The 12,255-nt window shown below is 40.5% G+C and carries 12 protein-coding genes; 2 read left to right on the forward strand and 10 right to left on the reverse strand.

The window, feature by feature from the left end:
* Positions 1–25: 25 nt before the first annotated feature.
* The 3 genes from lipL to PRIP_RS17100 all read right to left on the reverse strand — a co-directional run bounded on the left by lipL (position 26) and on the right by PRIP_RS17100 (position 1,702).
* Complete coding sequence (lipL, locus tag PRIP_RS04260) at positions 26–865, reverse strand: lipoyl-[GcvH]:protein N-lipoyltransferase (RefSeq protein ID WP_036099718.1); 840 nt, start codon at positions 863–865, stop codon at positions 26–28.
* A 391-nt stretch (positions 866–1,256) separates the two neighbouring features.
* Complete coding sequence (locus PRIP_RS04265) at positions 1,257–1,460, reverse strand: hypothetical protein (protein ID WP_036099719.1); 204 nt, start codon at positions 1,458–1,460, stop codon at positions 1,257–1,259.
* 83 nt (positions 1,461–1,543) lie between these two features.
* The gene (locus tag PRIP_RS17100; protein ID WP_159101513.1) at positions 1,544–1,702 is read right to left on the reverse strand and encodes a hypothetical protein; all 159 of its coding nucleotides are present in this window, start codon (positions 1,700–1,702) and stop codon (positions 1,544–1,546) included.
* A gap of 170 nt (positions 1,703–1,872) precedes the next feature.
* Here PRIP_RS17100 and PRIP_RS16110 point away from each other — a divergent pair, with 170 nt between their 5' ends.
* On the forward strand, positions 1,873–2,556 hold the full coding sequence (locus PRIP_RS16110) for a CPBP family intramembrane glutamic endopeptidase (protein WP_052008708.1): 684 nt from the start codon (positions 1,873–1,875) through the stop codon (positions 2,554–2,556).
* Between the two features lie 232 nt (positions 2,557–2,788).
* On the opposite strand, the gene PRIP_RS04275 is transcribed toward PRIP_RS16110, so the two are convergent.
* The gene (locus tag PRIP_RS04275; RefSeq protein ID WP_052008709.1) at positions 2,789–3,745 is read right to left on the reverse strand and encodes an AraC family transcriptional regulator; all 957 of its coding nucleotides are present in this window, start codon (positions 3,743–3,745) and stop codon (positions 2,789–2,791) included.
* 87 nt (positions 3,746–3,832) lie between these two features.
* On the opposite strand from PRIP_RS04275, the gene PRIP_RS04280 reads away from it, so the two are divergent.
* Positions 3,833–5,212 carry a sugar porter family MFS transporter gene (locus PRIP_RS04280; protein ID WP_036099721.1) on the forward strand — a complete coding sequence of 460 codons (1,380 nt, stop codon included), beginning with the start codon at positions 3,833–3,835 and terminating at the stop codon, positions 5,210–5,212.
* A 37-nt stretch (positions 5,213–5,249) separates the two neighbouring features.
* On the opposite strand, the gene PRIP_RS04285 is transcribed toward PRIP_RS04280, so the two are convergent.
* The 6 genes from PRIP_RS04285 to PRIP_RS04310 form a co-directional block, all read right to left on the reverse strand.
* Positions 5,250–7,157 carry a beta-glucoside-specific PTS transporter subunit IIABC gene (locus tag PRIP_RS04285; protein WP_036099723.1) on the reverse strand — a complete coding sequence of 636 codons (1,908 nt, stop codon included), beginning with the start codon at positions 7,155–7,157 and terminating at the stop codon, positions 5,250–5,252.
* 182 nt (positions 7,158–7,339) lie between these two features.
* On the reverse strand, positions 7,340–8,077 hold the full coding sequence (locus PRIP_RS04290) for a hypothetical protein (RefSeq protein WP_036099724.1): 738 nt from the start codon (positions 8,075–8,077) through the stop codon (positions 7,340–7,342).
* A gap of 86 nt (positions 8,078–8,163) precedes the next feature.
* Complete coding sequence (locus PRIP_RS04295) at positions 8,164–9,108, reverse strand: right-handed parallel beta-helix repeat-containing protein (RefSeq protein ID WP_036099726.1); 945 nt, start codon at positions 9,106–9,108, stop codon at positions 8,164–8,166.
* 106 nt (positions 9,109–9,214) lie between these two features.
* Positions 9,215–10,849, reverse strand: a complete 1,635-nt coding sequence (locus PRIP_RS04300) for a peptide ABC transporter substrate-binding protein (RefSeq protein WP_077912900.1) — start codon at positions 10,847–10,849, stop codon at positions 9,215–9,217.
* A 129-nt stretch (positions 10,850–10,978) separates the two neighbouring features.
* Positions 10,979–11,593, reverse strand: coding sequence for a DUF1648 domain-containing protein (locus tag PRIP_RS04305; protein WP_036099729.1), 615 nt, complete (start codon positions 11,591–11,593; stop codon positions 10,979–10,981).
* Between the two features lie 21 nt (positions 11,594–11,614).
* Entirely contained in the window at positions 11,615–12,250 is a 636-nt protein-coding gene (locus PRIP_RS04310; protein ID WP_036099732.1) for an isochorismatase family protein, read from the reverse strand.
* Positions 12,251–12,255 lie beyond the last annotated feature (5 nt).

Genomic DNA, 12,255 nt, shown 5'->3' on the forward strand with positions numbered 1-12,255 from the left:
AGCCATCTACCCTTTCTCTAGTCCTTCATGTGTTCAAGACCTTATCATTTCTCAAAATAAGCCGTTCATAATACTCTGGGTACCAAACCAACTCATCGCCCATCAAACGACTAGACTCCAAATGCTCCGCAAAATGATACAATGCATTCAATAACTTCACCATCACATCATTCACCGATAATTTCTCACCAAAAAGCTCCGACAAAGTCGTCATCACTTCTGGCACCACATCTGGAAATGTATATTTATCTTGCTTATCTTTCCCGCTAATTCGGTAAAATTCGCGAATCAACTCCGCACGTTGCCGCTGATCACCGTTCACCGCTAAATAAATCTGCACCGCGACCCCTTTTGCCATTCGGCGTTGTGAAATCCCGGCAAACTTCTTCCCATCAATGCTCAAATCATAGCTTCCTGGGCAATAGGAGCCGACAATTTCCCGCGCTTCCATCTTGTGTGAATACTGCGGAAACATATGCTTAATCAGCGCAAACATCGTCTCATAGCCCCGATCAATCGCAATACCCTTATCCACATCAGGAAAAACAAGCGACAAATTCAACACTCCCGGATCAAGCACAACCGCTAAACCACCAGAGTTCCGTACAACAGCACGGTATCCTTGCTCCTTAAAATAAGCTATTCCTTTCTGTATATCGGGCAATTTCGAATCCTGAATTCCCATCGAAATCGTATTATAATGCACCCAAGCTCGTGTCGTCGGCGGAGACATATGACTCCCAACCGAGCGACACAGCGTATCATCCGTCGCAAATGACTGCAACGCGTCAAACGCCACCTGTACTGTTGTTTGGTCAATAAAACGCCATCGTTCTTGCTTCAATAAATCCAGTCCGTCTCTCATCTCATTACTCCATTTCTAGTAATCGTTGTTGTTATTATAGCATAGACCCATAGCGATTTGGAGCGCTTTTTCTAAATTCGCAATATAAATGAATCGCTGTATTTCCAACCCCTTATTTGTGCTATTTCACCCGTCGTCTTTTCGATGTTAAGACCAATTTTGCTACTAATGCGACAACTGTCAATTTTCCTAACCGACTCCACGTTTTCTTACTCACATTAATCGCCTCCTCATTACTTAGTTTATGGCTTTTCTCGACGCATTACAACGGATACAACTCCACACAAAAAAGAGGATGAGCCCTCCATTGACTTTTACATCAACTGAAAATCTCATCCTTAAAATTTAAAACCTAGGGAGTTTTAAATGAGTATATAAATTTACATCCGAATTACCAATCGTAACGATCTGTTTTGCTCGTGTTGCGACGGCAGTTACGCGGGTTGCCCCAAATGCGATATAGCAGGTAAGCAACAATGGCGATACCGATTAATGGGAATAAGAAGTGAAGCGTAATACCAATAACCTTGAATAGAATATTAAGTCCGATAATGACTAAGATAATTGTAAATAAGTACTTGAAAAAGTTGTTCATTGTAATAACCTCCAAATTTTTTATATCAACGTTTTTAAAGTTAGCATGATTAAAATCTATATGAAATCGCCTTATCGAGCCGATTAGTTTTTAACGTCTAAGATTTGAGCTGTTGCCGGCTCTTTTTGCTGATTGATATGTAGCAGTGTTGTGTTTGTTGGTACTGCTGTTTGCTGCGCTTGTAAGCCAACTAGCAACATAATTAGCAGTGCCGATACTAGACCGAAAATCCCTTTTTTCATGTCGTTCACGCCCTTTTGTTTAGTTGATAGATTCATTATAACGAGCATTCATTTTTTTAACGATAGGCTACGGACTGAAAATTGCTACATCCGAAGTCGCATTTGTATTTGGAGCTCAGGGGGTGTTAATGATATGATACATTATAATATCTCTATGGGAGGGTGTAACTATGCAAGAATTCAATATTCCCACCGAACAAGGGCAACCTAAAATATGGACAATCATTTGGGTTTTCTTGGTGTATATGGGGCTGTCACTTATTTTCCAACTCGTTAGCATTCTCTGGGACGTGCTAGCTGGGAGCGATTTTCTTAGCATGTCAGTCAGTTGGCATAGCGAACTACTAGGGCTTGCGGCAATGTTGCTAACACTTATCATCGCAAAATTCCAAAACATTCAGTTTTTCAAATGGACAAAAATCAGTTGGAAAGGCTTCGTCTTCGCTGCAGTAGTGATGGGTATTGCAATCGCTCTTAGTTCACTCATTGACTATATTGGGCAAAGCTACACTTCCTATACAACGACACAAAACGAAATGCTATTAGAAGATGTTTATAAGAACGCTTCATGGTTGCTAAGTTTTCTTTCTATCGTTATCATAGCGCCATTTGTGGAAGAGATTATTTTCCGAGGATTCTTGATGCAGCAACTTTTTCGGAGTCGTTTGTGGCTTGGCTGGATTGTGAGTAGTTTGCTATTTTGCGCAGCCCACGTACCTACAGATTGGGTTAGTTTTCTGCTTTATTTGATTCCAGGTATTGCGCTTGGTGGAATTTTGTACAAAACAAAGCGGCTGGAGCTAACTATTTTCGCACATTTCTTGAATAATTTCGTTGCCTTTATTTGGTCTTAAGAAAACAGGATTTCTCTATCATTATCAAGGGGAATCCTGTTTTCTTGCCTATATGCCTCACTAATTTTCAGTCGCATCATTATTCCAGACAGCAAGATAGTCTGTTCCTGAAAACAAAATCCTGTGTGAAAACTAAAAATAAAAATGATAAGATACACTTATACAGCAGTTGTAAGCGCTAACCTGAAAGAGTTAAAAGGGGGAATGAAGAAATAATTAAAGCAACCGCAACTTAGTAGTTTTCATAAGTGCTAAGTAGTGGCTGGAGTAATTGGTTGATTTTCTCAAGGCTTTGATTTTTTGAAAAAATATATTGTTTATTTATGATTTCTTGTTCTGCGGCAGTCACTTGATTGATGCAGCTTTGTTGCTGGGTTCGAAACAGCTTGGGGCTTACTCCATAAAAACGTGTGAAGGAGCTATTTAAATAACGAACATCCGAAAAACCACAAGCTTCGCAAATGGCTAAAAGTGTACTTTCCGTATGAATCAACATATACTGTGCCTTTTCACATCGGATGAGATTTAAATATTCTTGGAACGTTACACCAAAATTTTCATGAAAAAAATGAGATAAATAAGTGCTGGATAACGCTTCTTTTTTGGCAATATCAGAAAGTAGTAGTTTTTGTTGGTAGTTTTTTGAAATGTAATCGCTTATTCGCTTGATTCTTTCCAGCTTTAAAAGCAGTTGACTTTTTGTTTCTTCCTTCATTTGTTTGTGAGGAATGAGTTTCATTAAATCGAACATGATAATAGCGGAAAAGCCATGACACAGTAGCGGAAAATGCTCTTCTTCTTGAAAATAGGCTTGGCTAGCTGCTAAAAGATTGGCTAATAAATGGTTCCCAATTTCAGAATCCTTTAAAGCTATAGGCTTTGTGTCAAAATACACCTCATTAATTTTCGGAAAAAAAGATTCAAAGATTTTTGGAGAAAACTGAAAAATCAATAATAATGCAGCATTTTTCGAATGTAACTCATGTAATTGGCAGGAATTTAAAACAATGAAGTCGCCTTGCCTCAATTTGATTTTTTTGTTATTTGTCGTAATGTTTAGCGAACCACTTAGTAGATAGACCATTTCGATGTCCATATGTAAGTGCGTGCTACGATAATGCATCTCAATTAGAAAAACATAAATATCTTGGACTTTATTATGCGCAATCAATTCGAATTCATTTGTCATATTCTTCCCTCCTCGTTATTTCACTATAAACGAAATGGAAAGCGGAAGCAATATTGATTTTTTAACATTAAAGGAGGAAATGAGTACATGAGACTATCAAAGAATTTAATTTATTTTTTCGGTGCGTTAGGAGGACTATTATTTGGTTATGATACCGGGGTCATTGCTGGGGCACAGATTCTTATTCAAGAAGAACTTCACTTAAGTAATGCGGAAATAGGATTTGTCGTAAGCTGTATTTTGATTGGCGCGGTTGTTGGGGCCGTATTGATTTCACCGTTATCTGATAGATATGGCCGTAAGAAAATGGTTATTCTGACAGCACTTATTTTTCTAGTTGGGGCTTTGGGTAGTGCGTTATCTCCTAATGTTTCGTTCTTGATTATTTCTCGTATGTTTTTAGGAATTGCCGTTGGTGGAGCTAGCGCACTTGTTCCGATGTATCTTGCCGAATTGGCACCTGCGAATCAAAGAGGAAGCTTATCTTCACTGAATCAGTTAATGATTATGATTGGGATGCTGCTTGCTTATATCGCGAACTATGTTTGGCGCCTATCTCCTATCGGATGGGAATTAATGTTAGGTTTTGCAGCAGTACCGGCACTTGTTCTTTTTATCGGTGGAGTTTTATTGCCAGAATCACCGCGATACTTAGTGAAAGTTGGGAAACGAGAAGAAGCTGAAAATATCTTGTTAAACATTCGAACTAAGTCAGAAGCGGAAGCTGAAATTTTAGAGATTGAAGAACAGAGTCATCAAGAAAAAGGTCGATTGAAAGATGTCTTTTCAAAATGGGTTCGTCCAGCAGTTGTTGCGGCATTTGGTTTGGCTATTTTGCAACAATGGATGGGCTGTAATACGGTATTTTATTATGCGCCACGTATTTTAATGAGCGGTGGTACGGATGCTGCTTCTGCGATACGCACGCAAATCTTTTTAGGTATCTTTTATGTTATTGTAACAGCAGTCGCGGTGTCGTTGATGGATCGTTTTGATCGGAGAAAAGTTTTGATATTCGGCGCTATTGGTATGGGGCTTTCGTTCTTTGCTCTGTCTGCGGCGTTTCATTTAGAAGGAGATAAAGCAGGATTCCATCTCTTCACATTTATTTTCTTGGCTACGTATATTTCTAGTTTCTGCGCCACTTGGGGACCTGTCATGTGGGTGATGATTGGCGAGATTTTCCCATTAAAAATTCGTGGGTTAGCAGTTGGTATCGCTTCACTAGTGAACTGGGTTGCCAACTGGACTGTATCCGTCAGCTTCCCTGTTTTAGAAGCAAAGATTGGTGATGTAACATTATTTATCAGCTTTGGGTTGGTTTGTATAGCTGCAGCCTTCTTCGTCAAGAGCTTTGTGTTCGAAACACGAGGTTACACATTAGAGCAGATTGAAGAAGCATTGCTAAAAGATGAAACTAAGAAATTGAATGATAAAAAACGTGCGTCTATTGCTAAGGTTTTTTAGAAAAAAGGAGTTCCCGTTGATGGGAACTCCTTTTTGATTAGATAACTAATGTTATAACGCGGTCGCCTGGTTTTACTTCTGCTTCATCGACAACCATTACGTCCAGATATTGATTTGTGTTTGTTACGATAATTGGTGTGGTAATGTCGTAGCCTTCGCTCCTAATTCCTTCAACATCGAATTCTGTAAGCAGTTGGCCTTGTGTGATTTTATCGCCTTGTTTTACGTGTACTTTGAAATATTTACCTTCCAGTTGTACTGTGTCCATGCCGACATGCATTAGAATTTCTGCGCCAGAATCTGTTGTAATGCCTAGTGCGTGGCCTGTTGGGAACACCATTGTGACTGTTCCGCTTGCTGGAGCGAATAGTTTACCTTCTGTTGGCACAATTCCTAAGCCTTTACCTAGTGCGCCTGATGAGAATGCTTCGTCTTTAACGTTTACAAGTGGAATAAGTTCGCCTTGTAATGGTGATACTAGTACTTCATGTTCGATTAATGTTTCGCCTTCTGTAATGACTGGAGCAGTTGCAGCACTCGCTTCTACTGGATCTTTGAAGCCAAATACGTATGTTAAAATTAGCCCTAGAACAAAGCTGACTACGATTGCGATAATTACCCACCAGAATGCGCTGTCAATTGGGCTACCTGGTTTAATAAAGTTTGGAAGACCGAAGATTCCTAGTCCACCCATGATGTAACCTTGTGCGCCTGCATAGCCAATGATACCGCCACCGACCGCGCCACCGATACAGCTCATGATAAATGGTTTTTTAAGTGGTAATGTAATCCCATAAATCGCAGGCTCTGTTACACCGAAGATTCCCGAGATGAATGCTGGATAGCCCAATGTTTTGAGTTTTTGATTTTTTGTTTTTAACATAACAGCTAGAACGGCACCGATTTGGGCAAATGATGCCCCGAATGTCATCGCTAAAATTGGATCTGCGTGAAGTGTTGTCAAGTTGTTGATAGCGACCGGGATAAGACCCCAGTGAAGTCCGAAGATAACGAATACTTGCCAGAAACCACCAAGCAATAGACCTGCAATGACAGGGCTAAGATTGTAAACCCATAGTGTTCCGTGTCCAAGTAGGTCACCAGCCCACACTGCGATTGGCCCGATAACGATGAATGTTACTGGAACAACAATTAATAATGTAAAGAATGGCACTAAGAATGTTTTTACTACGTCTGGAATAATATTTTTAAGACCTTTTTCTACTTTTGCGGCAAAGAATGTTGCCAGGATAATTGGAATAACGGATGATGCGTAACTCATTAGAATTACTGGAATGCCTAGGAATGTGATGTGAATTGGTGATTCAAACATCGTTCCTGCAAATAGTGTGTACATCGGTTTGCCTGCTGTTAAACCTGCTAATGCTGGATAAACGAGTGCTCCCCCGATTGCCATCCCGACGAATATGTTGCCGCCGAATTTTTTGATGGCTGTGTAACCTAGGAAGATTGGGAAGAAGTAGAATAACGCATCCCCAATAGCATATAGAATTTGATATGTTCCAGAGGTTTGTGTGACCCATCCGAACGCTAAGAACATCGATGCAAAACCTTTAATCATACCTGTTGCGGCTAATACGCCTAGAACTGGTGTAAATACGCCTGAAATCATGTCGATGAATCGGTTGAAAAGATTACCTCCGCTGTCATTTCCTGAATTTTCTGCACCTTCAGCCGAAATGCCACCGACTTCTAGTACTGCTTTATATACATCTGGTACATGGTTACCAATAACTACTTGGTATTGTCCGCCACTTCGAAGTACGGAAATAACGCCGTCCATTTTTTCAAGTTCTTCTGTTTTCGCAATACTCTCATCTTTCAGTTTAAAACGCAATCTTGTAATACAATGAAATACACTATTGATATTTTCGGTTCCACCAACTTTGTCCAGAATATCTTTCGCTAGTTGTTCATATTTCATTTGATAAACCTTCCTTCTTAACCTTATTTTTGCACAAAGAAAAACCCAAACCGTTTCATGGAAGAATACATGTGTATCCCACGAATCAGCTTAGGTAATGCCCGAAGATTGGTAACAATCCTTTGCGATGTGTTTACTATATCATATCCTGAAAACGATTACAAGAGCTTTTTAAAATTTTTTTATGGAACTTTGAAAAATACGGTGCTAGCGTTGGTGTAGTTGCCTTTCACCTCGGATATTTGGATTTTGATAAGATTTCCACGTGGGAGTTTTGTCTTGAAAGTGATGGTTGGGCTTTTGGTTTTAGTGAGTGCTATTTCGGATGTGATTGCTTTTCCCGATAGGTTCGTGACGCGGATGTATTTTGTTTTGGTTTCGTCGGCGTTCCAGATGATGGGAATTTGTAATGCGTTGTTTTTGTAGGATGGGGCTTTTAATGTTGTGCCAATGTAATTTCGGGATATTTGATAGGTTTTGCCGTTTAATGTGTTATTGTTTAGGAACAGGAGTTTTAGTGTGTCTTTTTTACTGATGGATGCTCCTGTGACTAGGGTGCCTATGCTTTTACTTTGGATTTTGTTGTTTGTTACGGAGAGCAAATCGGTGGTGTAGTAGCTTGTTTTGCCATTGAAGATTATTGGGACTTCGCGGACTTCTATGAGGGTGCGGTAATAATTGTTGATGCTGCCTAGGATTTGAATAGTGTTGGTGGATATTGTGATGCCGTTTGTTGTATTTGAATCGCTAATTCCTGCAAAAACACGGAATGGATAGTCAATATTTCGTGATGTGAAGCGGTTGCCGATGACAGTGATGCCTTTTGGTCGTGTTAAGGTATTGTTTTTACGCATATTGGTACTAAAAAAAGCGAATGTGTTGGGGCTGTCGATATTCACTGTGTTTCCTTGGTAGATCATGTATTGGGCGCCGCTTGCTCGGAAAGCTGTGTAGCGTGTGTAGTTTTGGGATTGTTTTTAGATGCCATTTTTTTGCGATTAGCGGGTTATTGGGGTTGACTTTGCCGGCTGCTGTGGACAGATTGATTTGGTTGTTTGTGATTGTTGTAGTTTGGTTGGCTGGGCCGTAGCTGTCGATTGCTGCGTCTTGCATACTGTCTAGTGTTTGGCCACTTTTTTTTGACGGCATCGTAATGATAGCTACCGTAACGTTGCATCCAGTCTATGACTTTATTGCCAGCAACCAAGGAATTGGTGTTACCGTAATATTGAACAATACCTGCTCTGCCGATGTTTTTGACGGTATTGTTGGTGATTTTGACATTAGATGTGTAAGTCATTGTAATGCCACTTTGCAATCCAGAATTGAGGACTTGGGTTTTGTTGATTGTGATGTTTTCGGCTTTCGCTATGTTGACAACTGCTAGTCCTACTTGATTGGCGTTTAGAATCATATTGTTGATTTTAATATTCGTTTTTAAGGCCTTTTTGTGGGCTGGCTTATAGCCTGTGTTGCTTTCAGAAGGCGTTATTTGTCCTATGTTTAGTAGGTTGTCTTTGTAGAAATTGGTTGGATTGGTTAGGTAGTTGTATTTTGACATGTTGGGGTTGTATTGCAAGGTGAAATTTTGGAGGGTTATATCTGTTGCGGATTCTTGACTTGTTGCGGTGGTGTCAGTTGTCATCGAAGCATTGTTCATTGTGAGCCTTGTCGCTGCTGGAGATGCTGATGCTCCTTGTAAAAGAATATGTGATTTTAAAATGATTTTGCCGTTAATATAAAATGTACCTGTTGGGAGAGTCACTTGTTTCTTGCCGGATGTGGAGGCTTGATTGATGGCATTTTGGAGGGTAACTGCGTTTTGTGTGGCGATTGCTGATGTGGTTCCTTGACTTAGTGGTACAGCGCTTGCTTGTGTATTATTCGGTAATGAAAAAAGAATCAAAAAAATGAGAAAAAAACCTGTAATATACATGATGGTTTTTGACATGGAAACCACCCCTTACTAAATTCCTATTGATTTACGCATATAAATTCTATACCGCAAAAAAATACATTCCAAACTCGTTTCCTAGGTTTGAAATGTATTCTTGATATTACTTATTTTTTGACATCCATTTGTAATTTTCGGAGCCAATTGGGTACATGATGTAATTCTTTAGCGTGTCTCGTTGCATGTAAGCGCGACCACCTTGGTAAAGTGGGACAAGTGCGGCATTATCTTTGAGCAAAATTTGTTCAGCTTTTAGTAATGCTTGCCAGCGTTTTTCTGGGTCATTGGATAGACTTCCTTTGGCACCTAAAACGAGTTTGTCGTATTCGGGGTTAGAGAAGCCTGTGTGGTTTCCTGGGCTGTCTGTTAGAAATAGGTTCAGGTAGGTTAATGGATCGGAATAATCACCGCTCCAGCCGCCCAGAAGCATTTCGTAGTCTTGGGTTACGTCTGCTGTGAAACTTGCTTTTTGTGTAACTGTTTTAATGTTGATTTTTAAGCCTGGCAGATTCTTTTGTAGCTGGTCTTGCATGAATTCGGTTTGTTGTTTTTGTAGGGAGGAATCGCCTGCTGTTAGGGCAATCGTTAGGTCTTTTTTGTCAATTTCTTTGAGACCCGCTTCCCAATACTTCTTCGCCTCGGTTGGGTTGTAACTCAGTAAATCACCATTTTGTGTGCGAAAGTCTTTGTTGGTTTCTGGGTCGAACATGATTTTAGCTGGGACATTGCCGTTCAGGGCAGATGAACCGTTGGCTAGAAGTTGGTCGACCATTGTTTGTTTGTCGATGGACATTGCTAGTGCTCGTCTGATGTTGAGGTTGGCTAAGTCTGTTTTTCGGCCATCTTTGCCTTGATTCATTTTCAGATAGACGGAGCGGCCTGTGAAAGTTTTGTGGAATTCTGGTTCGTTTTTGTATTTGTTGACAAACTCGCCGTCTAGTTCGATGTGATCGAGTTTATCGGTTGTGTAGAGATTGATTGCTTGGTTGGTGTCTTTTACTACTTGGACGTTGATTTTGTCGGCTTTAACGTTCTTTTTGTCCCAGTATTTGTTGTTTTTGACGTAATCCCATGTTTTTTTCGTGGCATCCCAGTTTTCTAGTTTGAAAGGACCGTTGGAAATAAGGTTGTCGCTGGATAGTGCGTAGCGATCGCCTTGTTTCTCGACGAATGCTTGATTTTGTGGGAAGAATGTGCCGGTTGTTAGTAAGTCTTTGAAGATTGGCACTGGGTTTTCTAGGTCGACTTGTAATGTTTTGTCGTCTAGGGCTTTGACGCCTAGTTTGTCAGGGTCCATTTTACCATTTAGGATGGGGGTAGCATTTTTGATGATTTCCTCCATTTGTGGACCGTATGCTGCGACGGATTTTGGGTCAACGACTTTTTTCCACGCGTATTCGAAATCAGCGGCGGTTACGGGGGTTCCGTTTGACCAGTTGGCGTCATCGCGAATTTTAAAAATAAGTGTTTTGCCGCCGTTCTTTTCTTCTGGTTCTGCGGCTGCCATCGCGAGTTCTGGCTTGCCATCTCTATCTAAACGATATAATCCTTCGTAAATTTGATTAATTGCTCGAAAACTTACGCTATTGTCTGCGGTTGTTGGGTTAACTCCTGGTATTTCTCCTGTTTCCATCAGATGAATCGTACTGGTTTCTACTTTCTTTGTTTCGTTGACTGCATCTTTTGACTGACAAGCGGCAAGTAATAATAGTCCTAAAAGCATTAGAACTGCTAGCATTTTTTTGCGCAAAATCATGTCCCCCTTTAGTTTTGGCCTCGAAAAAAAGCCAAAGATTAGTCTGTTTTTCAAGACTTCTCTTTGGCTTTATTAAACCATAAACTGTACCTGTTGTAAATATGAACTGTACTATTTCTTGTTTAAGTAGACGCCTGATCCGATGATTATAATTGTCATCGATAATAGCGCTGCAAGCATGAAAATAGATGGGTCGTTGAACATGAAAATACCAAGTAATAGGAATGTGAAACCCACGACAGACAAGGTTATAACAGTTATCTTTTTCAAAATATTACGTGATCTTGCGTCTATCTTTTTAAAGCCGATGATGGTGAGCCACAGGAAGACTTTTTTTGAGTTTGAGAGGTATAGTGCTGTTAGAACTAGTAGTGCGCCGACAAGTAACAGACTGTAGCGACCGGTCGGTATTTCGTAGCCTAGACTAAAGGCAATAATGGTTACTTGAATAATGGCTAACAGGATTAGTAATGCATAAAACATGTACTCAAACTCCAAGCGATTATCGGGTTTTACCTTCTCTTTCCCATAATATTCTGTACCGGTAAACATGACCATCAGGAAAGGAATTAAAATCAAGCCAAGCCACTTTTGGACGAACATATCTGGTGAAAAATCCGTTCCAAAATGTACCGCTACTTCGCTTGGTAAGAGTGGGTACGTTGCTAAGGTTAAAACAACTGTCGAAAAAATAACCATGCTTGGAAACATTCCAATTCTTTTCATTCGTCTCGCCTCTTTCCTAAATTAAAATTGGCGATACGTAGCTAAGTCAGCTCGGTCCTTGGCTATCCTGACATTTTTTAAAGTTCCAAGATGCGCTGCTGTGTCGTGATAACCGCGCTCTGTCAAAGCACGCGTCGCAGGCAAATAGACAACAACCGCGAAACCGGCTCGTGAAAGCTGTTCCACCGTCGTCTTTACACAAAAATCAAATGCTAAACCACCAACAATAACAAGGTCCACTTCTTTTTCTCGCAAAAATTCAATGACTCCTGTTGATAAATTTTCGCGAATATCGTGATAACATGCGCCGTATGGGTGTAGGTCGGGTTCCATACCTTTCCAAACGAATAAATCGTAATCGGAAGGGTGCGGCATGCCGTCTAGTAGTTCAAATCCGGTCGTACCTGAGACGCAATGTTTTACCCAAGTGAGATCTGCATCAGGAAATGTGAGTGGTGCCAGCATCTCATCGGGGCTTGTAACTGTCCAGACGGCTTGTTCGGGATGGGCATCTTTACTACCGATGCGAATCGTTCCGAAACTCGCCATATACTGTAGTTCAGGGACGATGAGATGTCCTTCTGGTACGGGTAATTCGTCTGGACAAAGTGGTGTAAAACCTTTTTGTACGTCAACATCAAAAGTTGCAATTTTCATGATTC

It is taken from the genome of Paenilisteria riparia FSL S10-1204 (assembly GCF_000525995.1).
In the GTDB taxonomy this organism is placed as follows: domain Bacteria; phylum Bacillota; class Bacilli; order Lactobacillales; family Listeriaceae; genus Listeria_A; species Listeria_A riparia.

What these genes read in the sequence shown, in the direction of transcription:
- lipL (WP_036099718.1), bottom strand. Translation starts at nt 865, where the DNA reads ATGAGAGACGGACTGGATTTATTGAAGCAAGAACGATGGCGTTTTATT.
- PRIP_RS04265 (WP_036099719.1), bottom strand. Translation starts at nt 1,460, where the DNA reads ATGAACAACTTTTTCAAGTACTTATTTACAATTATCTTAGTCATTATC.
- PRIP_RS17100 (WP_159101513.1), bottom strand. Translation starts at nt 1,702, where the DNA reads ATGAAAAAAGGGATTTTCGGTCTAGTATCGGCACTGCTAATTATGTTG.
- PRIP_RS16110 (WP_052008708.1), top strand. Translation starts at nt 1,873, where the DNA reads ATGCAAGAATTCAATATTCCCACCGAACAAGGGCAACCTAAAATATGG.
- PRIP_RS04275 (WP_052008709.1), bottom strand. Translation starts at nt 3,745, where the DNA reads ATGACAAATGAATTCGAATTGATTGCGCATAATAAAGTCCAAGATATT.
- PRIP_RS04280 (WP_036099721.1), top strand. Translation starts at nt 3,833, where the DNA reads ATGAGACTATCAAAGAATTTAATTTATTTTTTCGGTGCGTTAGGAGGA.
- PRIP_RS04285 (WP_036099723.1), bottom strand. Translation starts at nt 7,157, where the DNA reads ATGAAATATGAACAACTAGCGAAAGATATTCTGGACAAAGTTGGTGGA.
- PRIP_RS04290 (WP_036099724.1), bottom strand. Translation starts at nt 8,077, where the DNA reads ATGATCTACCAAGGAAACACAGTGAATATCGACAGCCCCAACACATTC.
- PRIP_RS04295 (WP_036099726.1), bottom strand. Translation starts at nt 9,108, where the DNA reads ATGTCAAAAACCATCATGTATATTACAGGTTTTTTTCTCATTTTTTTG.
- PRIP_RS04300 (WP_077912900.1), bottom strand. Translation starts at nt 10,849, where the DNA reads ATGCTAGCAGTTCTAATGCTTTTAGGACTATTATTACTTGCCGCTTGT.
- PRIP_RS04305 (WP_036099729.1), bottom strand. Translation starts at nt 11,593, where the DNA reads ATGAAAAGAATTGGAATGTTTCCAAGCATGGTTATTTTTTCGACAGTT.
- PRIP_RS04310 (WP_036099732.1), bottom strand. Translation starts at nt 12,250, where the DNA reads ATGAAAATTGCAACTTTTGATGTTGACGTACAAAAAGGTTTTACACCA.